The 22793-nt window shown below is 40.1% G+C and carries 18 protein-coding genes; 14 read left to right on the top strand and 4 right to left on the bottom strand.

All coding sequences use genetic code 11. The features are described 5' to 3' along the window. The first annotated feature begins 14 nt into the window (after positions 1-14). The 5 genes from FFM66_RS06195 to FFM66_RS06175 all read left to right on the top strand — a co-directional run bounded on the left by FFM66_RS06195 (position 15) and on the right by FFM66_RS06175 (position 6472). Positions 15-983, top strand: coding sequence for a LacI family DNA-binding transcriptional regulator (locus FFM66_RS06195; RefSeq protein ID WP_137605338.1), 969 nt, complete (start codon positions 15-17; stop codon positions 981-983). Next, the gene (locus FFM66_RS06190; RefSeq protein ID WP_137605337.1) at positions 980-2734 is read left to right on the top strand and encodes a glycoside hydrolase family 13 protein; all 1755 of its coding nucleotides are present in this window, start codon (positions 980-982) and stop codon (positions 2732-2734) included. Before FFM66_RS06195 ends, FFM66_RS06190 begins: the two co-directional genes overlap by 4 nt. 30 nt (positions 2735-2764) lie before the next feature. Further along, positions 2765-4384, top strand: a complete 1620-nt coding sequence (locus tag FFM66_RS06185) for a glycoside hydrolase family 13 protein (RefSeq protein WP_137605336.1) — start codon at positions 2765-2767, stop codon at positions 4382-4384. 207 nt (positions 4385-4591) lie between these two features. Continuing rightward, positions 4592-5500 (top strand): LPXTG cell wall anchor domain-containing protein, encoded by a 909-nt coding sequence (locus FFM66_RS06180; RefSeq protein ID WP_137605335.1) that lies wholly within the window; start codon positions 4592-4594, stop codon positions 5498-5500. An 84-nt stretch (positions 5501-5584) separates the two neighbouring features. Then, a complete protein-coding gene (locus tag FFM66_RS06175) occupies positions 5585-6472 on the top strand; it encodes a hypothetical protein (protein WP_137605334.1) in 888 nt (295 codons plus the stop codon). Positions 6473-6526: 54 nt separating this feature from the next. Here FFM66_RS06175 and FFM66_RS06170 read toward each other — a convergent pair whose 3' ends face one another. Beyond that, positions 6527-7183, bottom strand: a complete 657-nt coding sequence (locus tag FFM66_RS06170; RefSeq protein ID WP_137605333.1) for an FMN-dependent NADH-azoreductase — start codon at positions 7181-7183, stop codon at positions 6527-6529. Positions 7184-7268: 85 nt separating this feature from the next. On the opposite strand from FFM66_RS06170, the gene FFM66_RS06165 reads away from it, so the two are divergent. Together FFM66_RS06165 and efp are read left to right on the top strand one after the other, a co-directional pair. Continuing rightward, the gene (locus FFM66_RS06165) at positions 7269-8222 is read left to right on the top strand and encodes a helix-turn-helix transcriptional regulator (protein WP_137605332.1); all 954 of its coding nucleotides are present in this window, start codon (positions 7269-7271) and stop codon (positions 8220-8222) included. A 74-nt stretch (positions 8223-8296) separates the two neighbouring features. Then, the gene (efp, locus tag FFM66_RS06160; protein ID WP_048603942.1) at positions 8297-8860 is read left to right on the top strand and encodes an elongation factor P; all 564 of its coding nucleotides are present in this window, start codon (positions 8297-8299) and stop codon (positions 8858-8860) included. Between the two features lie 13 nt (positions 8861-8873). Here the strand turns inward: efp and FFM66_RS06155 are convergent, their stop codons facing one another. Continuing rightward, positions 8874-9188, bottom strand: a complete 315-nt coding sequence (locus FFM66_RS06155; protein ID WP_137605331.1) for a GIY-YIG nuclease family protein — start codon at positions 9186-9188, stop codon at positions 8874-8876. Next, positions 9178-9912 carry a tRNA1(Val) (adenine(37)-N6)-methyltransferase gene (locus FFM66_RS06150; protein ID WP_137605330.1) on the bottom strand — a complete coding sequence of 245 codons (735 nt, stop codon included), beginning with the start codon at positions 9910-9912 and terminating at the stop codon, positions 9178-9180. Before FFM66_RS06150 ends, FFM66_RS06155 begins: the two co-directional genes overlap by 11 nt. A gap of 133 nt (positions 9913-10045) precedes the next feature. On the opposite strand from FFM66_RS06150, the gene FFM66_RS06145 reads away from it, so the two are divergent. The 5 genes from FFM66_RS06145 to FFM66_RS11345 all read left to right on the top strand — a co-directional run bounded on the left by FFM66_RS06145 (position 10046) and on the right by FFM66_RS11345 (position 18580). Then, complete coding sequence (locus tag FFM66_RS06145; protein ID WP_137605329.1) at positions 10046-10672, top strand: lysophospholipid acyltransferase family protein; 627 nt, start codon at positions 10046-10048, stop codon at positions 10670-10672. Positions 10673-10774: 102 nt separating this feature from the next. Further along, positions 10775-11917, top strand: coding sequence for an exonuclease SbcCD subunit D (locus FFM66_RS06140; protein ID WP_137605328.1), 1143 nt, complete (start codon positions 10775-10777; stop codon positions 11915-11917). Next, positions 11899-15009 carry an AAA family ATPase gene (locus FFM66_RS06135; RefSeq protein ID WP_137605327.1) on the top strand — a complete coding sequence of 1037 codons (3111 nt, stop codon included), beginning with the start codon at positions 11899-11901 and terminating at the stop codon, positions 15007-15009. Before FFM66_RS06140 ends, FFM66_RS06135 begins: the two co-directional genes overlap by 19 nt. Positions 15010-15064: 55 nt before the next feature. Continuing rightward, positions 15065-18244, top strand: a complete 3180-nt coding sequence (locus tag FFM66_RS06130; RefSeq protein WP_137605326.1) for a DEAD/DEAH box helicase — start codon at positions 15065-15067, stop codon at positions 18242-18244. 183 nt (positions 18245-18427) lie between these two features. Next, on the top strand, positions 18428-18580 hold the full coding sequence (locus FFM66_RS11345) for a hypothetical protein (RefSeq protein ID WP_171000804.1): 153 nt from the start codon (positions 18428-18430) through the stop codon (positions 18578-18580). Between the two features lie 228 nt (positions 18581-18808). Here FFM66_RS11345 and FFM66_RS06125 read toward each other — a convergent pair whose 3' ends face one another. Next, positions 18809-19522: an HAD family hydrolase gene (locus FFM66_RS06125; RefSeq protein ID WP_137605389.1), complete on the bottom strand. Its 714-nt coding sequence runs from the start codon at positions 19520-19522 to the stop codon at positions 18809-18811. 319 nt (positions 19523-19841) lie between these two features. Between FFM66_RS06125 and FFM66_RS06120 the strand changes: the two genes are divergently transcribed. Beyond that, positions 19842-21557, top strand: coding sequence for an ABC transporter ATP-binding protein (locus tag FFM66_RS06120; protein ID WP_137605325.1), 1716 nt, complete (start codon positions 19842-19844; stop codon positions 21555-21557). A gap of 652 nt (positions 21558-22209) precedes the next feature. Continuing rightward, the gene (gene spxA / locus FFM66_RS06115) at positions 22210-22608 is read left to right on the top strand and encodes a transcriptional regulator SpxA (protein ID WP_048603951.1); all 399 of its coding nucleotides are present in this window, start codon (positions 22210-22212) and stop codon (positions 22606-22608) included. Positions 22609-22793 lie beyond the last annotated feature (185 nt).

The following is a 22793-nucleotide window of genomic DNA, read 5'->3' as shown; positions in this document are numbered from 1 at the left end:
CAAGGAGTTTTTTTATGACAACCATTGCAGATGTTGCAAAAGCAGCCAATGTTTCTAAGATGACGGTTTCTCGTGTAATCAATCATCCAGAGAAGGTTACAGATGAATTAAAAAAATTGGTATATCGTGCGATGGGTGAACTTGATTACCAACCGAACATTATGGCAAAAGCACTCGCAAATAAACGAACACAAATCATAAAGTTATTTATTTTGGAAGAAATTGATTCGACAGAACCATATTATATGAATCTGTTGATGGGAATCGCTAGAGCGGTTGGGAACTGCCACTATTCCTTACAATTAGTGACAAAAGGAGAGTTTGATACGAATAACTGTGATGGCGTGATTATTACAGGATTTCGTAAGAACGATTTGGAATTGATAAAATCTATTGATAAACCAGTCGTGTTATTTGGCGAAAATGATCAAAATTTTGATTTTGTCGATTGCGATAATTGGTACGGCACGAGAACCACCACGAAGTATGCGATTGAAACTGGCTATGAACAGATTGTTTATATTGGTATGGATGTTGATGAATCCTTCGAACACGCTCGAGAAAAGGGCTATCTGGAGGAAATGAAGCAACATCAAAAAACGGCAACGGTTTATCATTTTAATAATCATTCCACCCTTTCCCAACAATTTATTGAAAAAAATTGGCAAGAGTTTCTAAAAAATACTTGTTTTATTTGCAGTACGGATCGCTTAGCAATCGGTATTGAGCGGGGAATTCAAAAATGTGGCGGATCAATACCCGATGATTTTGGAATCATCGGGTTTGATGGCGTTTTTCTCGATCAGATAAGCTTTCCCAAAATGACAACGGCAAAACAGCCGTTGGTCACCATGGGCGAAGCGTGCGGGGAAATGCTAATTAAAAAAATTGAAGCGGGTGGAAGAAGTCAAGGATATCGCCGTTTTTTGCCAGAACTCGTCGTGAGAGAATCAACGAAAAAAGCAAAGGAGTCAACAACATGATTACATCTGCAATCTATCATCGTCCAGAAAGCGAATTTGCGTATTTGTATAAAGACAAAACCATGCATGTAAGACTGCGAACAGCCAGAGGAGATGTGAAACAAGCCAATCTTTTACATGGCGATCCCTACACACTAAATGAAGAGAAATGGTACCAACAAAAATTACCGATGACCAAATATTTATCGACAGATTTATATGATTATTGGGTCGTTGATACGGAAGAAAAATATAATCGCATGTCCTATGCTTTTGAAGTTGTTGGACTGGATGGCATTCGAGCGTTGTTCGGTGACCACGGGATTTATCCTTTTGAAGAAAATTATTTGGCGATGCCCAATAATTATTTTCGGATGCCGTATTTTCACGATGCCGATCGTTTCCAAGCGCCGGAATGGGTAAAAAAGACGGTATGGTATCAGATTTTTCCCGAACGGTTTGCTAATGGGGATCCCACCAATGACCCCGAAGGAACATTAGCATGGGGATCGAAAGCACCGGATCGGCAGGATTTTTTTGGTGGGGATTTACAAGGTGTGATTGATCACTTGGATCATTTAGTGGAGCTGGGAATCAACGGTATTTATTTTTGTCCGATTTTTGAAGCTTACTCTAATCATAAATACGATACAATTAACTATTTGAATATTGATCCGGCCTTTGGTGATAAGGAAACCTTCAAAAAATTAGTGGACGAATGTCATCGCCGGGGAATCAAAGTAATGCTGGATGCAGTATTTAATCATATTGGGGATACCTCTCCACAATGGCAGGATGTAATTAAAAATGGCAAGGATTCTCCTTATGCCGATTGGTTTCATATCCATGAATTTCCGGTTTCTTATCAAGAGAGTGCTGACTTTGAGCAAGCCTCTAACATTACCTATGATGTGTTTGCCTTTACCCCTCACATGCCAAAATTAAATACGGCAAATCCTGAGGTCAAAGCCTATCTGTTAGAAATTGCAAAGTACTGGATCGAAGAATTTGATATCGATGCGTGGCGTTTGGATGTTGCCAATGAGGTGGATCATCAATTTTGGAAGGAATTTCGCAAAGTTTGTGATGAAACAAAAAAAGATTTCTATATTTTAGGCGAAATTTGGCATTCTTCACAAAGTTGGTTGCAAGGCGATGAATTCCATGCGGTTATGAACTATGCGTATACCGATGCAATTATGGAATTTTTCGTTAAAGATAAAATTCCTATGACGAAAATGGTCTCAGAAATCAATAGTCAGTTGATGATGTATCGTCAACAAACCAATGAAATTCAATTTAATGTGCTGGATTCTCATGACACACCACGTTTACTGACAGAAGCCGAGGGAAATAAAGATTTAATGAAGCAGGTTCTGGCATTTACCTTCATGCAGCCGGGCGTACCTTGCATTTATTACGGCGATGAATTTGCAATGACCGGTGAAATGGACCCAGATTGTCGGAAATGTATGGACTGGACGTCAGGAGATCAGGATATGTTTGCCTTCTTCAAAGAACTGATTGCCTTTCGTAAAAACAATCAAGCTATTTTCTCAGAAGGAAAAATGGTTTGGCAGCAGGTGGAAGAAGAGCGTGGAGTGATTGAATTGCAGCGGCAAATCAACGAACAAACGGTGAGAGGGCTCTTTAATGCCGGCAAAGAGCTGCAAGAGATTCCATTACCAAAAGAAATTCTCCTGTCTCATTTGACGAGTGTTCAGGGAACACACTTAGTAATTTCACCAAATGGATTTGTGATCACGAAATAGACTGAAACGTTAAAAAAGCGAGGGAATAACATGAAAAAAAATTGGTGGCAAGAAGTGGTAGTTTATCAAATTTATCCTCGAAGTTTTATGGATGCTAACGGAGATGGAATCGGGGATTTGCGAGGAATCATTTCTAAATTGGACTACCTTGAAAAATTAGGTATCGGTGCGATTTGGTTGTCTCCTGTTTATCAATCACCCAATGATGACAATGGATATGATATTTCCGATTATCAAGCAATAATGACAGAATTTGGCACTATGGCAGATTTGGATGAATTGATTGCTGAGGCAAAAAAACGTGGGATTCAATTAATTATGGATTTAGTAGTCAATCATACATCAGATGAACACCACTGGTTTATTGAAGCGAAAAAAGGTCAAGATAATCCTTACCGGGAATATTATGTGTGGGCAGATCCAGTCAACGGGAAGGAACCGAATGACTTGCGTTCCACTTTTTCTGGTTCAGCATGGGCTTTTGACGAAGCGAGCGGACAGTATTACCTTCATCTTTTCAGCAAAAAACAACCAGATTTGAATTGGCAAAATCCAGCAGTTCGTCAGGAAGTCTACGACATGATGAATTTTTGGATCGACAAAGGCATCGGTGGTTTCCGAATGGACGTAATCGATTTGATTGGTAAACTTCCTGAAAAGAAAATTACCGGCAATGGTCCACAGCTACATGAGTTTTTACAGGAAATGAACCAAAAAACTTTTGGCGGAAAAAATTTATTGACCGTTGGGGAGACGTGGGGAGCGACACCTGAAATTGCCAAAGAATATTCTGACCCTCGACGAAAAGAATTGTCGATGGTTTTCCAATTTGAACATATTGGACTAGATGAAATTCCAGGAAAAGAAAAATGGGATTATCGTCCATTGCAGGTTGCTGAATTAAAGGCAGTATTTGCAAAATGGCAAAATGAGCTTGGGGATGAAGGCTGGAATTCCTTGTTTTGGAATAACCATGATTTGCCACGAATTATTTCTCGCTGGGGAGATGAAAATGATCGGGTAAAAAGCGGAAAACTGCTGGCGATTTTGCTGCATTCATTAAAGGGAACACCGTATATTTACCAAGGGGAAGAAATCGGGATGCTTAATCGCCAGGTGACGGATATTTCACAAGTGGCGGATATTGAAAGTATCAATATGTATCATGAGCGTTTGACACAAGGAATCAAGAAAGAAGAAATCTTGGCGGCTATCAATCGGAAGGGCCGAGACAATGCTCGGACGCCGATGCAATGGAATGCTGGAAAAAATGCTGGATTTACTACAGGTACGCCTTGGTTAGCAGTCAATGAAAACTATCCGGAAATCAATGTTGAAGCAGCATTGGCAGATGAAAATTCCTTGTTTTACACTTATCAAAAGCTGATTCAATTACGAAAAGAAAACCCAATTGTTGTTTGGGGTACTTTTGAATTGATCGAAACAGCGCCAGAGGTAATCGCTTATTATCGACAATTGGGAGAAGAAAAGTGGTTGGTAGTCAATAATTTTTCCCGCCACTTAAATCCATTGCAATTGCCAGCTACGACAGTGTTAGAAACAGTGATTCACAATGAAACGGAAAAAATTACGGATGTAGAAAACTTAGTATTGCATCCTTGGCAATCATTTATAGTGAAGGTGAAGTAATGGAACAAACAGAATAGCTTGATAAAACATCACGGAAAAAACGCCGTGATGTTTTTTAATCCTTGATATATCAAGGTTTCCCTCTCTGACTGTTTTTAATTTTGCAAAAATTATCAACGAATTTTAATAAAATAACTCTTATTATTGTTTTTTGCGGATACTTGCGTTATCCTTTAAAACGGTCAAAATGAAAGGAGTTTTTTTTATATGTTGAACAAAATAGGGAGAATTGGTGTCGCAACAATTTTGTTGGGAGGGTTATTTGTTGTGCCCACAGCAGAAAATTTTGCTGCTCAAACGACGATGGCTAGAGAACCGATTTATGTAACGGATACGGAAATATTTTTTGCAGATACTGGAGAAAATATCCATTCGAATATTGTCAAGGTCACTCCCGGTCAAGTGTTGTCTTTAGGAGCATTGGTTCACTTTTATGGGGGAAGTTTGGCTAATCCTTCTGGAATTCAAGTATCCATCAATGGGGCTCCAGCGGGTGTTTCGATAATCAATGAGACAATGCTGCAGCCAGATCCGGATAATCCTAAAATGGGAACGGCATTTTTTGATTTAGTGATTCCTGAAGAGATAGCTCTCACTCGTTTTACCATCAGTTTTTCTGTAAAAGGGGCGGGAATCGGTAGTTATGCACCAGAAACGATCACCTTTGAAGTAATTACTGGTGGAGATTCAAGTTCCAGCGATTCCAGTACAGAACCAAGCAGTAGCGATTCCAGTACGGAGCCGAGCAGGAGCAGTAGCGACTCCAGCACAGAACCAAGCAGGAGCAGTAGCGATTCCAGTACAGAACCGAGCAGGAGCAGTAGCGACTCCAGCACGGAACCAAGCAGGAGCAGTAGCGACTCCAGCACGGAGCCAAGCATCAGCAGTAGCAATTCAAGTACAGAAGAATCTTCTAGCGGTGAGAAACCAGCGACTTCTACTTCGATGGTTCCGTTGATGTCTAATCAAAGGAGCGATTCACAAAAACCAACAACAACTTTCGCTCAAAATAAAAAACGGCTTCCTAAAACAAATGATCAAGCAACATCTTTGTGGATGGTGGGAGCGGGGATGATTTTGTTAGGACTTGGTGGAGTTGTTTTACGAAGAAAATAAAGAATCTGAACGATAAGGATTAGGTGACTTTCGTTTTTCATCAAAAAATATGGTAGGATAGAAAAAAACAGAAAGATTCTAAAAATGATGAAAAAAACGATTATTTTTCTTTTCTGTCTGCTTTTCTTGACGGGATGCGGAGAAAACCAAGCATTTGATCGCGGTTTTTCTAAAGGAATCACAGCAACCGCCAAAGGGCAATACGAGCAGGCACTGGCTTATTTTTCTTTAGCGGAAAGTTTAAACCCTGGAGATAAAGAGCTTTCTCAGTACCAAGAACAGGTGGAACAGCTACAACACAGTACCGAGGAGATTGCTAAAGGCAAATTATCTGCTGCAAAAAAAATCGCTGATCAGGTAGTCAGGAATGAAAAAAGTTCCCGAATTATCAAACAAAAAGGAAGCGAATTGCTTGCAGAAGTTGCAGATCTTGAAAAACAAGTGGATCAGGTCAATGACCAAATCAATCAATTACAGGAATTACTTACAAGTGGAAAAAGAAACGAAGCTATTGAGCAGCTTGTAAAAATCCAAAAACTTGAGCTGACTCCCGCCTATCTTGCAGATGAACAAACTCGTGTGCAGCAATTGACGATACAATTGGTGGAACAACAAGCAGAAAAATCAGAAGCAGTAAATGATAAACCGGCTGTGACAACGGTGAAAATTCCCCAAGAGCTGCAACAAATTTGGTATGATGCACCAACTGATGATGCACAGCGGCAACCGATTATGGAAATCACAGAGACGACAGTTCATTTTTATTATAATGATCGGTTTTATACGATTCGTTCTTTTCAACAAAGAATGGATGAATATATCTTAAATTGGGATATGAATCTTTTTGCGGAACGTTACGGTCCCCAAGCGTTAGGGAATGACCCATTGCCCTTCCAATTCTTTTTGACAAAAGATGCCCATACGGCAATTTTACAAATGGGTGAAACAACGATGTACGGAGAAATAAAATAAAGCGTTCGACCTCAAAAATCAGCATAAAAGCTGATGATTGTGGTCGAGCGTTTTTTATCGGTAGAAAGATTGAAACGCATTCGTCAGCTCCAGCGAAGCCTTCGATAAAATGGTTTCTTCGGGCAAGACAGCGGTACCTTCTGCCCGCACGATAGCGACTTGGTCAAACCCCATAATTTCTTGAAACATACTTTTAAGATAGTTGGGGGCAAAATCCAACGTACGATAGATAGTATTCTCTGTGTAGAGGGAACCACTGGCAAAAAGCAGCAGCATTCTGTAATTGTTCTTCATCAAGCCAACGGAAACTTTTCCGTTTTCATCTGGTGCATCAAGATAGCGGAAAGTTTCTCGAGCAATCAGGATATTATCAAGATAATCTTTTAATGCAGAAGTGATATTGAAATTATGCAGTGGGGATACGATCACGATACGTTGATGATTCTTGAATTGTGCCAGTAGATTCTGTGACGTTTGGGCAACCACTTTTTCTTGATCAGCTAAAGGAAGTCCTTCAGCCTGTTTTGTCCAAATCGTCTGCAATTCTCCTGGAGTGATTCGGGGAATTTGGGTTTCATAGAGATTTAACACCGTAGCTGTTTCGTGGGGAAATTCTTCAGCAAATTTTTTTAAAAACAATGTTTGTAGTTTTAGTGAAAAATGTGCTGGATTTAAGTAATCGGGATGGGCGTTAATAAGTAAAGTTTTCATGTTTGAGTTCCTCATTTCCTTTTGATATACTCACTTTACTATCTAAAGGTGCCAAAATAAGTCACCATTGAAATGGAGAAATAAAATGAATAAATCGGAGCGATTAAACCAAGAGATGATTTTTCTCAGTGGAAAGACTACTTTTCAGGTGAAGGATCTAATGGCGGAATTTCATGTCTCGAAGCGGACAGCGCTACGGGACATCGCCGAGTTGGAGCTTTTGGGATTGCCTTTTTATGTAGAAAACGGACGCTATGGCGGGTATCGTTTAATCAATCAAAAATTGTTGGTGCCGGTGTATTTCAGTAATGAGGAAATTCAGGCGATTTTTTTTGCATTGAAAGCTTTGTCCTTATTATCCAGTACGCCGTTTGAAAAATCTTATGAACATATTCGTCAAAAACTATTAGCCACCATTCCTGAGACGCAACAGCAGCAAGTTTCTCAACTTTTAGAGGTCATTGATTACCTTAGCGTACCACCAGTAAAAGAACTAAAACATCTTCCGCTGATTTTGCAAGCGATTTTGGATGAAAAAGTGATTACGGCAACGAATCAGCAACAGGATGACCAAGTGGTTCAACTACAAATTTTGGAACTGTTTTATCGTAGAGGTATTTGGTTTTGCAGCGGCTATGATATGGAAAGAAAAAAGTGGGGAACCTATCGCTGTGATTATTTGAGTGAGGTTTCTGTGAATGAAAAAATCACTAAAACCTATTCTAAGAAGGAGTTAAAGCAGTTTCAGGTGGACTATGAAAATACCTATCACACGATTCCTTTTCGGTGCCGATTGACAGAATTTGGGAAAGAACTATTTTTAAAGAATCATTATCCTAATATGCAATTGGAAGAGAAAGATGGAAAGGTCTATATTATCGGTGGCTACAATCAAGAAGAATTGGCGTATATGACCCATTATTTCATTTCCTTTGGTCGCAATGTGTTGGTGGAGTATCCGGAGGAATTGAAGGAAAGTGTGTTGTCCGAAGTTCATTTGCTCCTCGCAGATTATCAAGAGGAAAAGAATTTCTCTTAGTTGCTAGCGTTATGCTGTTGGGTTTGCTACAATGGACGAGGACTATTTATATATAAGAAGAAAGAAGGATTTGCATGATTTCAGCAAGTGATTTAAGAGCAGGTATGACATTTGTCCAAGATGGCAAATTGATCAAAGTATTGGATGCCAGCCATCATAAACCTGGTAAAGGGAATACCGTTATGCGTATGAAATTAAAAGATGTACGTTCAGGCGCAACGTATGATACAACATTTCGTCCAGAAGAAAAATTTGAAAAAGCACACATTGATACAAATGCAGTGCAATATCTTTATACCATGGATGACACCGCATTTTTCATGGATTTAGAAAGCTATGAACAATATGAAATTCCAGTAGAAACTGTGGCTGACGAAATGAAATACATTTTAGAAAACATGGAAGTGAAAATTCAATTCTTCGGCAGTGAAGTGATTGGGGTTCAATTGCCATCTTCCGTCATCTTGAAGGTCGTAGAAACACAACCATCAATCAAAGGTGCAACCGTAACAGGTTCTGGCAAACCGGCAACGATGGAAACCGGCTTGGTAGTGAACGTTCCTGACTTCGTTGAAGAAGGCGAAGATTTGGAAATCAATACAACAGAAGGCACATACATCAAACGTGCATCAAAATAAGAAAAAAGTCAGATCAATCGATCTGGCTTTTTTCTTTCGGATGCTCATTTTTTGACAGCTGATTAAGAGAAGCCGAGGTTCGTAAATAAGCTTCTTTTTTTTGCCGAGTGAGTTTTTTGAAAGCAGCTTCGGCTTTTGTCGCTTCACTGCGGGTAGCGAAATGCTCGGCATGGATCATCTGAACGGGACGGCGACTTTGAGGGTGGGTATACTTTGCGCCTGTTCCGCTGTTGTGTTCTGCTAAACGTCGTGGCAAATCCGTAGTGTAGCCGCCATAAAAACTGCCGTCCTGACACAAGAGAACATAAAAATAATGATCATTTGCCATAAAGCATCTGCCTGATTTCTGTTGTATAGTGGTTGTCGTCATCGTAAACGATCAATGAAGGGTTGATCTTGAAGCCATCCGTTTTGCCGTCTTTGATTCCCTCTACCAATAAAACATTGGCATCTTTTTCTTTTTTAGGGTGAACAAAGCGGATACGTTTTGGTGCGATCCGATATTTTTTCATCAGTTCTAAAATATCTAAAAACCGATCTGGGCGATGGATCAACGCAAAATGACCGTTCATTTTCAAAAGTTTGCTGGAAACAGCAATTACTTCTTCCAAGCTAGTCGCGATTTCGTGGCGGGCTAAAGCCAGATGGGGATTAGGATTTTTTTCGTTTGTTGGCAGATCACGAAAATAAGGCGGATTGCAAACCAAGAGATCAACCGAATCGTGTTTGATTTTTGTGAAACTATCCTTTAAATCCAATGTATACATGGTCATTTGTTCCTCTAAATGATTCAGTTGGATACTACGGCGAGCCATATCTGCCAAGCGATCCTGCAATTCAATCTGATAAATGTGGGCTTGTGTTTTGCGGCTAAGGAATAGACCGACTGCACCGTTTCCTGCGCACAGGTCGACGATGGTTCCTCTCTTAGGAATACGAGGAAAATTTGCCAATAAAACTGCATCCAAGGAAAAGGAGAAAACCTCTGGGCTTTGGATGATTTGAATATCGTCGGCATAGAGTTGATCAATTCGTTCGCCGGAATTTAACATAAAAAGACACCTGCTTTAAAAAAAGTTATAGAAGTATTATACTACGTTTATATTTTTCAGCAAACAAACAAAAAGACTTGTCAACCAGAAATTTTTTTTGCATACTTAAGAATGTATCAGAAAGGAAGAGACGATGTTTTTTAGATTTATGCGGGGAATTGTCCGAGTAGTCTTATTTATTCTAAACGGTAATGCCCATTATCAAAACAAACAAGCTTTACCCAAAAATGAAAATTATATTTTAGTTGCCCCACATCGAACGTGGTGGGACCCTTTGTATTTAGCTGTGGCTGCCAGTCCGAAGAAATTTAGTTTCATGGCAAAAGAAGAGCTGTTTAAAAATCCCGTGCTGCGTTTTATTTTAAAGCACGCCAATGCTTTTCCCGTTAAAAGAGACAAGCCAGGTCCAAGCGCGATAAAAACGCCGGTGAAATTACTGAAGGACACCGATTTAAGTCTAGTCATGTTTCCTAGTGGAACAAGACATTCGACGGAGTTAAAAGGTGGTATGGCGTTGATTGCCCGGATGGCAAAGGTTCGTATCGTTCCCAGTGTCTATCAAGGTCCCTTGACCTTTGGCGATCTGCTGAAACGTAAACCTGTGACGATTCGGTTTGGGGAACCCATCGACATCAGCGACATTAAGAAAATGGACAAAGAAGGCTTGGCAGAGGTCGAACGCCGGATTCAACAGGCATTTAATCAACTGGATCAGGAAGTCGATCCTAATTTTGTCTACCCAATCGAGAAGAAAGACTAAGAGAAAGACAGTTTGCGGACTGTTTTTCTCTTTTTTCATTTTCAGAAATGCAGAAAGTGTTATAATGGTTAGAAAGATATTTTTTCGAAGGGCTGTGAAAACGTGCGCTTTTTACATACGGCAGACTGGCACATCGGCAAAAAATTGAATGGCTACGATTTATTCGCCGATCAAAAATACATCTTAAATCAACTTTTGGCACTTGCAAAAAAAGAAGCAGTGGAGGCCATCGTGATTGCTGGAGATTTGTACGATCGATCCGTACCGTCAGTAGAAGCGGTGGAAATTTTCAATCAGACGATTATTGAGATGAATTTAGATAATCAGTTTCCAATTTTGGCGATTTCTGGAAACCATGACAGTAGTATTCGTTTGGAAGCGGGGAGTCCGTGGTTTGCTAAGACGAATTTTTATTTGCATACGCGATTGTCTCAAGCTTTTCAGCCAATCGAAATGCAGAATGTCCAATTTTTTTTATTGCCTTACTTCGAGCCTTTTGAGGCACGGTTGTATTTTGATGAAGACCTTCCTACTATTAAAGCTGCCATGCAGCGGGTAGTGGTTGAAATGAAAAAAGCCTTTGATCCAACGAAAAAACAAGTATTGGTCAGTCATTTCTTTGTTGCCGGTAGTAGCCGGACAGACTCGGAGACACAAATTGAAGTCGGAGGGTTAGACGGTGTGCCGGCAGATTTATTGGCGGATTTTGACTATGTTGCATTGGGTCATTTGCACAATAAGGATGCATTGCATTCGGAAAATTGCCAATACAGCGGTGCACCCCTGAAATTTTCGGTTTCGGAAGCTGCACAAAAAAAGGGTGTCTTTTTAGTTGATACCGAAAAAAATACTCGAGAATTTTATCCGTTGACGCCTTTACATGATCTGCAGGAGATTACGGCTTCTTTCAAGGAATTGGTGACACCTGAATATTATCAAACACAAGATCGAGAGTTGTTTTTACATATCCAACTAACGGATCAAGCAATCATTCCCAACATGATGAATCAACTGCGGAGCATTTATCCTCGGATTTTAAGTGTGGAACGCAGAGAAGGAATTGCCGAAAAACGACCAACAACAAAATTCAAAAAACGCCTTCAGTCACCACAACAATTAATCGATGGTTTTTTTCAGGAAATGACGGAGACCAAATTGTCGGAAACCCAAGAAGCGTGGCTGGCAAAAGGTCTACAAGCAGTAACCAGAGAAATGAGTGAGGATACATGCAGCCAAGAAAATTAACGATGAAAAATTTTGGTCCCTTTATCAATGAGACGTTAGATTTTGGCGACTTTCAAGAAACGGGGTTATTTCTGGTCAGCGGCAAAACCGGTGCCGGCAAGACCACGATTTTTGACGGGATGACTTACGCACTATTTGGGGAAACCTCCGGTAGTTTGCGTTCTGGAAAAGAAATGCGGTCGATGTTTGCCTCGCCGAAAGAAGAAACCTGTGTCACTTTTTCCTTTGAACACCAAGGGCGAAGATATGAAATTGAACGCCGACCAGAGCAAACCTTGCTGAAAAAGCGGGGAGACGGCACAAAGGATCAAGCGGCAAAGGTGACATTGACGGTTTTTGAAAAAGAACAAGCCACCCGCCAATTTTCGAAAAAAAATGAAGTCGACCAATATATCAAAGAATTGCTACATTTAGATGCCAAGCAATTTTTCCAAATCATTATGCTGCCGCAAGGGGAATTTCGTAATTTTCTGATTGCCTCCAGCAATGATAAAGAGCGGGTTTTGCGAAATTTATTCGGTACGGAACTGTATCAGCAATTGAATGAATGGCTGAAGGAGCAAAGCAAAAAGCAACAACAAAAAATCCAACAACAATTGGCAAACGCAGAGACCTTGAAAACCCGGTTTATTTGGCGGAAAGAAGCACCGGTCTCCTTGTCCTTGCCGGAAACCTTGACTCAGTGGACTGCTGCATTGCAAGAAGATACACAGCAACTACAGGAGCTGGAAAAACAACTGGAAACGGCACAAAAAGCACAAAAAGAAGCCGAACAGAAATTTTATCAAGCCAAAGAGCAGCAAGCGTTCTTTGAAGAAATTGCTGAACTGCAACAAAAGCAAGCCAATGGGGAAAAGAAACTGCCCCAGATTTCAGCAAAAAAAATTTTGTTGGACCGACTGATTTGGAGCAAAAAACAACAGGGTCTTTTGGAGCAACAAGCTAGAAATCAACGAAATTATGCACAAGAAACGGCAAGACTGGCTGCTGTAAAAAATGCACAGCGAACACTGGAAGCTGCAAAAAAAAGTTGGCAGGAATGTCGGGAAGAAGTCCAACAAAAGCAAGAGGCATTGCAGCAAAAACAAACCGTCTTGCAGGAAAAAAAATATCTGCTGCCGTTAGTTGCAGAAAGAGAAACTTTGTTGGCACAGCAAACTGCTTTACAGGTAGCAAATAGTAAATATGTTGCCGAAGAACAACAGCTAGTCAGGGAGCAACAGCAAACTACTCATAAAATAAATGACGCACAAGCGTTGTTGGCGCAAAAAGAAGCTTGGCAGGAGCAAGAAGTACGATTGCTAAAGGCCCAACAGTTGGCAGAAAATAGTCAGAAAAGTCAACAGGCAGTTTCTGTCTTTACAGAAGAAATCTTACAGCAGCAAACCGCATGGACTGTCAAGAATACAGAAAAAGAAAAACTGGCAGAAAATTTAGAAGAGAAAAAGCAACAGGTAGCGATTCTGAAAAGTCAAAACGCTAAAATGCAAATTGCTCGGTTAAGTCTGGATTTACTGGAAGGAGAGCCTTGTCCTGTCTGTGGGGCGACGAGCCATCCACAAGTAGCACAGCATCAAGTATATTCGTTACAAGAAATCAAAGATAACCAACGGAAATTAGAAACAACAGAAGAAGAACTGGGGACAAGCCGGGAAAAACTGGCGACGATTCAACAGCAACAGGCCCAATACGAGCAAGCAGTGCAAAAGCTGGAGCAAAAACTGCAAACAGCAAAAAAAGAACAGCAAGAAACGATACAGAATTTTTGGTTGTTTTTTGATGAACCTTCGTCAGAAAAAACACCGGAGGACTATCTTGCCGCAGTGTTGGCAGTTCATCATCAACAAGCTGCCGACTTTAAAGAAGCGCAACAACGGCTGGATGCTGCTTTCTTAGCCCAAGAAAAAGTAGCGACACAATTGCAAGCCTTAAAGGATAACCAGCAACAGCTTTTGCAGCAAGAACAGCAAATTAGTGGAAAACTGGAAACGTTGACTGGACAGACTGGAAAAGTAACGAAGGAGCAACTGACGGAAGAAATTGCCCGTTTATCCATTGAAATTCAAACATTGCAGGAATTTTTGCAAGCCGATACTGCACAGGAAGAACAGCTAAAGGCAGAAGAAATTTCTTTGCGGGAACAAGACAAACAGCTGTCAAACCAAGTGGTCCAACTTCAGCAGGAACAAGAAGAAATTGAAGGAAACGTTCAGAAAGTTTTAGCTGATTCGCCATTTTCTGTCGAGGAACAACAGCTACGAGAATGGCTGGAGGACAGTGGAGAAATTCCCGCGCTGACGAAAGAAATTGCTGATTTTGAGAAGGAAGCAGAATTTCTAGAACAGCGGATGCGAGCCTTGCAGGACAAAATAAAAGGTAGCACGCCGCCAGATGTCGGATACTTTATGCAACAACGGCAAGAAGCCGAAACATTGGTTCAAAACATACAGGAACATTTTTTTGAACAAAAAGAACGGCTTACTCAAAATCAAAAATTGTCGGCAGAATTGACGGAACTTTATAAAAAAAATGCTCAGGAAGTTGAAGCACAAGCCCAACTGCAACAATTATTCCAAACCATCAATGGGGATAATCCGTATAAAACAAGCTTGGAGCGCTATGTATTGCAGGCGTATCTGGCGGAGATTTTGACGTTGGCTAATCAACGACTGCTGCGCTTGACACGGGGCAGGTATCAATTTGAATTGGCAGATCAAGTGAATGGCAATAAAAAGAACACAGGATTAGAGATTAATATTTATGATGACAATGCCGGTGCTTCACGGCGGGCACACACCTTGTCTGGCGGAGAAAGCTTTATTGCAGCGTTGGCGTTAGCATTATCTTTGGCAGATGTCATACAGAATCGTTCTGGGGGAGTCGCTATCGAGGCACTTTTCATCGATGAAGGCTTTGGTTCTTTAGACGAGGAATCGTTGGAAATGGCGATGGAAGCCTTGGAAATGATTGAAAATGAAGGACGGATGATCGGCATTATCAGCCATGTGAGGGAATTGAAAGAACGTGTCACCCAACAATTGTTGGTGCAAACCAATGGCAGCGGACAAAGCACGATTGCTTATCGGTCGTGAGTTTCTAAATCGTTAAAAAAGTTACGGGAAAACAAACCGACAAGGAGGAACCCATGTGAAGTGGAGTATACCAGAAAAAGTAATTGAACGAGGGCGTACATACGTCAAAGAAGGCCGCGTTCTTTCGGTGACCCCGGATCCAGCGAATAAAGTTTGGCATGCAGAGGTTTTAGGTAGTGAATTATATCGTATCGAGTTGGATACAACGGCGAAAGAGGAAGATTTTTGTCAATGTCCTTACTGGGAAGAACATCACTATTGCAAACACACGGTAGCTGTTGAGCTGTATTTACGGCAACAGGGAAAATCACGAAGTATCCAAGCGGAGGATATTCCGCAAAAAACGATTTTTTCTGCATCAGAGATGTTTACGAATGGTTTTTCTCGATTGCAAAAAGAAGAAGACAAAGAAACGGCTCCATTGACTGTAGAATTTCAACTGGATATTTTGGAGACCAATCCTTACCATGAAGAACTTTCAGTGATCGGTATTTCTGCTCGCTTAGGCTATCAAGAAACTAAGCGGACGTATGTCATTAAAAATATTTATAAATTTTTGCAAGCGAGTCAAGAGCAAAAAAAGATTTTGATCAATAAGCAATATCCTTTCCAATTATCAGAGACGGCTTTTTCCCCGGTAGTCAATGATTTGTTGCGGAAATTGGCGGGTATCGCCCAGACACAACAACTGATTGGACAAGCCGGCATTCAAGTGAAGGGAAAATTGGACAAAAAATATTTACTGTTGCCGGTGGCTTTTGGAAAAGAATTGCTTCAAGAAATGCAAGCGGTGCCCACAACCTTGATCGTTGGGGAAAAGAAACTTTCTAAATTGCAGTTTGCAAAAAAAAGTCATCCGCTGGCCTTTCAACTGACGAAAGACCAAGAGCAGTTCTATTTGACAATTACGAAAAATTTCCAAAAAGTTTTGTCTCACTACAATTGGGGAATTATGGAGAACCAAATTTACCAACTAACTGCGGAACAAATGGCGGTTTATGGTACTTTAGATCAATTGTTGAAACGCTTGGAACAACCAACGATTGAGTACCGTAAAGCAGAATTATCGGCTTTATTTACTCAGGTGCTGCCACTTTTGAGAAAAATTGGTATGGTTACTATTGATCCGGCGGTTTCAGAAGAAATCAGTGATGCGCCATTATCGGTGGCCTTTACCTTGCGGAAGAAAAAAGGACAGATTGCTTTGCAGTTGGATTTTCAGTATGGAGAAGTTATTTTTTCAAGTGATAAAAAACATACGGTTCTTCCCAAAAATCATCCGGAAATTTTGCGTGATATCAAAAATGAACAACGGAGTCGGCATTTACTACAACAGCTGAATTTCTCTCAAACAGAGGAAGGATGGATCAAACCATTGCCGACGGGTGGAGACCTTTTCCGATTCTTTACCACTGAAATTCCCCTCATGCGGCGATTAGGAACCGTACGAATTGGAAAGAAACTGCGGGAAATGTATCTTGATGCCGGTCAACATCGCCCACAAATTGCGGTTTCCGAAGAAGGCTCGTGGCTGGATGTGCGATTTGACATTTCCGGAATCGATGAGCAGGAAATCGATGCAATTTTGGCAGGGTTATTGCGGCAGGATCAATTTTACACGTTGGAAAATGGGCAAGTGCTGTCCCTTGAATCCGAGGAGTTTCAACAAACCAGTGAGATTTTGAAAAAATTCCGGGAAGTAATCCATGCCAAAAAAGGGGTGGTACAGATTCCTCGGCACCAAGGGTTACAGCTGCAAAAACAATTAGCCGACACTTCGGCAACATTTAGTGCTAGTTTTGAACAAATGGCGACTGATTTAACTCATCCGGAAAAATACCTGGCAACCTTGCCAACAGGATTAGAGGCAAATTTGCGGGAATACCAAGTCACGGGATTCCAATGGCTGAAAATGTTGAGTCATTATCAATTTGGCGGTATTTTGGCAGATGAAATGGGTCTTGGGAAAACCTTGCAGACGATTGCTTACCTGCTTTCAGAAAAACAAGAAATCGGTGCAATCCAAGCTCTGATCGTGGCACCCGCCAGTCTAACCTATAACTGGCAACAGGAAATCAAACGCTTTGCCCCTAATCTTAAGGCGCAAGTGGTGACTGGTAATCGTCAAGAACGAGAATCTTTGCTGACGGAAGAAGCGGATATTTTTATTACTTCTTATGCAAGTTTGCGGCAAGACATCGATCGTTATCAGGAAATGCACTTGAATTATTTGATTTTGGATGAGGCTCAGATGGTAAAAAACAGCAGCACAAAAACTGCGCAAGCCTTGCGTTCTTTGCAAATTTTACATCGGTTTGCTTTGAGCGGAACACCAATTGAAAATAATTTGACGGAGCTGTGGTCCTTGTTCCAAATGATTATGCCGGGCTTTTTCCCAAATAAGTATTCTTTTCGGGAAATGGCGGCCGAAGAAATTGCTAAAATGATTAAGCCGTTTATTTTACGACGAGACAAGAAAACCGTTCTTCAAGACCTGCCGGAAAAAATCGAAACCAATTATTATAGTGTACTGACAGAGGATCAAAAACGAATTTATCTGGCGTATCTGCGACAAATGCAAGAGGAAATCACTCAAATGGATGCGGCGACCTTCAAGAAAAATCGGATCAGTATTCTTGCGGGACTTACCCGTTTGCGACAAATCTGTTGTGATCCCAAACTCTTTTTGGATGATTACGAAGGTACCTCTGGAAAATTAGAACAAGCCAAAGATTTGATTGTGGCGGCAAAGGATAATAATCGGCGAATTTTATTGTTCTCTCAATTTACCAGCATGCTGTCAATCATTGAGGAAGAATTGCAGGAAATGGGATTGGAGTGCTTTTATTTACGAGGCAGTACGCCACCAAAGGAACGAATCAAAATGGTGGAAGCCTTCAATCGAGGAGAAAGAGATGTCTTTTTGATTTCCTTGAAAGCTGGAGGAACCGGCTTGAACTTGACCGGTGCCGACACCGTGATTCTCTACGATTTGTGGTGGAATCCTGCAGTGGAAGAACAAGCAGCAGCACGGGCACACCGAATTGGGCAGAAAAAAGTCGTTGAGGTGTGGCGACTGATTGCAGAAGGAACGATAGAGGAACGCATGGATTCATTACAAAATGAAAAACGAGAGCTGTTCCAAAAAGTGATCCAAGGAAACGAAACCCAACTGCAACAAATGACCGAAGATGATATTCGAATGATTTTGAGTATTGGTGAAGAAGTAGAATAGAAAAGTTCGAAGAATGTCTGTGAGACACGTGCGAGGAAGATGCTGGAAAGGTGAAATCTGGTAAATTTTCTCGGGCGTGTTTTTAGACATTCAACGGCAAAAAAAGGGTAAGTTCACAAATGGGAGGGAACGACATGACGCGAAAGCTTAGTGAAGAGATTGAGTTTTACAGGCAACAGGTTTATGAAGGCAGCCCGATTTGCAATGCCCAAGTATACGGTGCTTGATGTTGTGATTGAAAAGGACCCAAATTTTGAGGATTTAGAATTGTTGTCAGATGTAATTATTCAAAAATCCTTAGCCGAAGCAAAAAAAATCTATCCTTTTTTAGAGTGATCTCAAAAAGTTAGGCATTCAAGGAGTGGAGAAATCCCCTCCTTTTTTCATGTAATAAGAGCATTGAAAAATCGTTCATTTGAATTTGACCCTATAGTTAGTCATAAAAAATACCACCCACAAAAGTTCGATTTTTGGTCTAACTTTTTGTGGATGGTTCATTTTAGAATAGATTTTTCTATTTCTTAGCAAACGGGTGAATAACCTAGTTCAGGAATAGAACGAAGCCTAAATAAAAATAGCTTGAATCGTAGGGAAAATTTGATCAAAAGAAGTCAATTCGATGTCATGGATGTGCTGTTCACCTGTTGGCACTTTACGATTACGATGATTGAACCACAGGGATTTCCAGCCGGCTTTTTTTGAGCCTACGACATCATTTTCAAAACTGTCACCGATGTACAGAGTGTTTTTCCGTTGCATTTCAAAATTTCTTTCAGCTAAATGAAAAATTTCTGCATCCGGTTTTTGAAATCCAGTCGCTTGGGAAATAAGGACATGTTCTTTGTTGACCCAGTCCAATAAATCTAATTGCAACACCTTTTTGTACTGATGGTCGGTGGGGCCGTTGGTGATGATACCAATCGGAATTTGTTTTTTCTTCAAAAAATCCAACGTCTTTTTGATTTCTTCATGCATCGTGATGGCATCCAGTTCTTCTTCGTAAATCTGTTGGAACTGCAAGGCTTCTGCTTCGGTGATGTGGGGATAATCGAGATCCTTCAAAGATTGGCTGATACGGAAGGTTCGCATGTAACTTAGCGTCCATTCCTCCGTGATCACTTTGCCAAAATTTTCATCGCTATGGACACGAAAACGCAAATACAAGGCACTCATGTCTTCCGGAGTCACTAAAGGGAATAAACGGGTCACTGCATTTCTAAAGGGTTGTTGCTGGTCATAAATCGTATCATCTACGTCAAAAACTACTGATTCAATCAAAAAAATTGCCACGCCTTTCAATTTCTGTAAGTTTTCAAAAAAGATTCCTGATTCATTCTAGCGGAATTTAAGCGGAAAAGAAAGACGATAAAGCCCGATAAATAAAGGTTTTATCTACTTAATTTCGTATTTTACGATAAGGACAAGGTTTATCGATTTTCAGTTTTTTTGACCGAAAAATGATTTTGCAACCAGTGAAAGTTTGATTATAATGGATGAAGTACCTTAAAGCTGTTGTTTAGTGGAAGGACTAGCTCGAAAGGAAGATTGGTAGAATGCTGACAAAAATTTTCTACCTGAAAATGAAGGAGGATACCCATTGTTAAAACGTTTTTTTAGTTATTATCGTCCCTATAAGAAATTATTTATTTTAGATTTTTCCTGTGCTGTTTTGGCTGGTCTGCTGGAGCTGGCTTTTCCAGTTGCGGTCAATCAAGTGATTGACAAGATCATGCCGATGAAAAATTTTCGGATTATTCTACTGGCTTGTTTGGCGTTACTGGTTTTTTATCTTTTGAACACTGTCTTACAATATATCGTTGTCTTTTTCGGTCATAAGCTGGGGGTCAACATTGAAACGGATATGCGTCGGGAATTGTTCCGGCATTTGCAAAAGCAATCTTTTGAATACTATGACAATCAAAAGACCGGGAAGCTGATTAGTCGCTTGACCACAGATCTTTTTGAAATTTCGGAGGTTGCCCATCATGGACCGGAAGATGTTTTTATCACGATCATGACGTTGATTGGTGCTTTTTTATTGATGCTGCATACCCATGTGCAGTTGGCAATTGCGACGTTTGCGTTGTTGCCGTTGATTACAATTGCATTGGTTTTTTTCAATAAAAAAATGACCAAGGTCAACACGAAAATTTATGAAAATCTTGGGGAATTCAATGCGGGAGTAGAAGCTTCAGTCAGTGGTATCCGTGTCACTCAATCCTTTGCGAATGAATCGTTTGAGGCAAAGCGTTTTGATGGATTGAGCGAAGCTTATCGACAATCAAAGATTACTTTCTATAAAGTGATGGCGTTAAGTTCTTCTTATAATTACTTTTTGATCCGTCTAATCAATTTGTTTGCCTTGATATTCGGTGCTTATTATACGATTCGCCAAGAAATCACGTATGGAGATTTTGTCGGCTTTATTCTTTTATCCAATGTTTTTGTTCGTCCTATCGAAAAGGTCAACACCATGATCGAAAGCTACCCAAAAGGTATCGCCGGTTTCAAACGGCTGACGGAAGAATTGGACAAAAAATCGCTGATTGTTGATCGTCCAGATGCAGTTGCGGTGGATCATTTGAACGGGCATATTATTTATGAGGATGTTTCCTTTTCCTATATGGATTCTCAAAAAGTTTTGAATCATATTAATTTAGAGATTCACCCGGGAGAAACGGTGGCTTTCGTCGGTCAAAGCGGTTCTGGGAAAACGACATTGTGTAATCTGTTGCCCCGATTTTATGAGGTGACGGAAGGTAAGGTTACTATCGATGGTCGAGATATCCAATCCATGACGTTAGAATCTTTACGAGATCAAATCGGGATTGTTCAACAGGATGTCTTTTTGTTCCCAGGAACGATTCGGGAAAATATTGCGTATGGAAAATTGGAAGCTAGTGAAGCAGAGATTTTGCAGGCGGTGTCATTGGCACATTTAGACGGTGTGATTCAGCAAATGAAGGGTGGATTGGATACCGTGATTGGAGAGCGGGGCGTTAAACTTTCCGGAGGACAAAAGCAGCGGGTCGCAATTGCACGGATGTTTTTGAAGAATCCGCCTATCTTGATTTTGGATGAAGCAACCTCGGCTTTGGACACAGAAACAGAACAAGTTATCCAAGAATCACTGAATTCCCTTGCGAAAGGACGAACAACGATGATTATTGCCCATCGTTTGGCAACCATCAAGCATGCTACCCGAATTATCGTGGTCAGTGATCAAGGAATTTTAGAACAAGGAACCCACGAAGAATTGATGACTAAGCATGGACATTATCGGGGATTGTATGATGCGCAATTCAGAAAATAGTCAAATATTCATAAAAAAAAGCTGATTTTAGAATAAAATCAGCTTTTTTAGGGTTTTTTTTATGTTTTTTAATACATTCTTCTTTGTGAAAGTTCTTATGAAAGAACTAAAAAAACGGAAAGAATAAAAAGAAGTGTTTTTTTTTAAATAAAGAAGCTTTCTTTCAAAAAGATAATACAGATTTTGCGCATCCTTTTCTTAACAAATAACTAAAAATATGTTTTGTAATCAGCATCACTGTTATTTCGGTCATTTGTTCGAAAGAGACTTGTGGTCGATTTTCTCATAATGGCAAGTTTTTCAGATGATTCCAGACAAGAATAATTCTTAATAGAAAAAAATTAAAAAACATTTTTTATAGAAATAACAATGTTTCTTCACTTTTCTATGTTATAAATAATACAGTTTGAAAGAACTGTTGTATAAGAGAAGTTTTATTGGAAATAAATGTGAAAATACTCATTTTAGAAAAATGAAAAAGCATGAAAGCGTATGTTTATAACGGTTATATTATTTTGAATCGATTACTTTTATTAAAAAAAGTTAAAAAAGTACTGGATATTTAAGTGAGTATTCGATATAATATAATCATATTAAAGATAAAGAGATTGCTGTTACAGAATCCTTTATATAATAAAAAGGAGTGATACCGTTGTTGACACTTTATACTTCCCCAAGCTGTACGTCATGCAGAAAAGCTCGTGCGTGGTTGCAAGAGCACGAAATTCCGTTCGTTGAAAGAAATATTTTTTCCGAACCGTTGAATATCTCTGAATTAAAGGCCATTTTGCAAATGACCGAAGACGGAACAGAAGAAATTATTTCTACCCGCTCGAAAGTTTTTCAAAAATTGAATATCGATTTAGATGAGTTGCCATTGCCAGAGTTATTGGATCTTGTCCAAAAAAATCCTGGACTTTTACGCCGTCCGATTATGATCGATGAAAAACGTCTGCAAGTTGGTTTCAACGAAGACGAGATTCGTCGCTTCTTACCAAGAGAAGTACGACAATTAGAATTACGGCATGCACAGCTCATGGCTGGATTATAGAAGAAAAAACGAAGGGAAGCAGGTTGAAAACGATCTGCTTCCTTTTTTTGACAAAAGAGAACAACTTCTTGTCTAAGCAGGGAAGTACTAGGAAGAAAAGCGCAGCCAAAAAATTATTTTCTTTCTATTAGGAATTGTAGTTTTTGCTTTACTTTTCCTTTTCTTCCGTTACAATGTAGCTATAA

Source organism: Enterococcus songbeiensis (assembly GCF_005405265.1).
In the GTDB taxonomy this organism is placed as follows: Bacteria; Bacillota; Bacilli; order Lactobacillales; family Enterococcaceae; genus Enterococcus_C; species Enterococcus_C songbeiensis.
The sequence above is the reverse complement of the archived record's forward strand: the minus strand, read 5'-3'. Positions and strand labels throughout refer to the sequence as shown.

What these genes read in the sequence shown, in the direction of transcription:
- FFM66_RS06195 (WP_137605338.1), top strand. Translation starts at nt 15, where the DNA reads ATGACAACCATTGCAGATGTTGCAAAAGCAGCCAATGTTTCTAAGATG.
- FFM66_RS06190 (WP_137605337.1), top strand. Translation starts at nt 980, where the DNA reads ATGATTACATCTGCAATCTATCATCGTCCAGAAAGCGAATTTGCGTAT.
- FFM66_RS06185 (WP_137605336.1), top strand. Translation starts at nt 2,765, where the DNA reads ATGAAAAAAAATTGGTGGCAAGAAGTGGTAGTTTATCAAATTTATCCT.
- FFM66_RS06180 (WP_137605335.1), top strand. Translation starts at nt 4,592, where the DNA reads ATGTTGAACAAAATAGGGAGAATTGGTGTCGCAACAATTTTGTTGGGA.
- FFM66_RS06175 (WP_137605334.1), top strand. Translation starts at nt 5,585, where the DNA reads ATGATGAAAAAAACGATTATTTTTCTTTTCTGTCTGCTTTTCTTGACG.
- FFM66_RS06170 (WP_137605333.1), bottom strand. Translation starts at nt 7,183, where the DNA reads ATGAAAACTTTACTTATTAACGCCCATCCCGATTACTTAAATCCAGCA.
- FFM66_RS06165 (WP_137605332.1), top strand. Translation starts at nt 7,269, where the DNA reads ATGAATAAATCGGAGCGATTAAACCAAGAGATGATTTTTCTCAGTGGA.
- efp (WP_048603942.1), top strand. Translation starts at nt 8,297, where the DNA reads ATGATTTCAGCAAGTGATTTAAGAGCAGGTATGACATTTGTCCAAGAT.
- FFM66_RS06155 (WP_137605331.1), bottom strand. Translation starts at nt 9,188, where the DNA reads ATGGCAAATGATCATTATTTTTATGTTCTCTTGTGTCAGGACGGCAGT.
- FFM66_RS06150 (WP_137605330.1), bottom strand. Translation starts at nt 9,912, where the DNA reads ATGTTAAATTCCGGCGAACGAATTGATCAACTCTATGCCGACGATATT.
- FFM66_RS06145 (WP_137605329.1), top strand. Translation starts at nt 10,046, where the DNA reads ATGTTTTTTAGATTTATGCGGGGAATTGTCCGAGTAGTCTTATTTATT.
- FFM66_RS06135 (WP_137605327.1), top strand. Translation starts at nt 11,899, where the DNA reads ATGCAGCCAAGAAAATTAACGATGAAAAATTTTGGTCCCTTTATCAAT.
- FFM66_RS11345 (WP_171000804.1), top strand. Translation starts at nt 18,428, where the DNA reads ATGAAGGCAGCCCGATTTGCAATGCCCAAGTATACGGTGCTTGATGTT.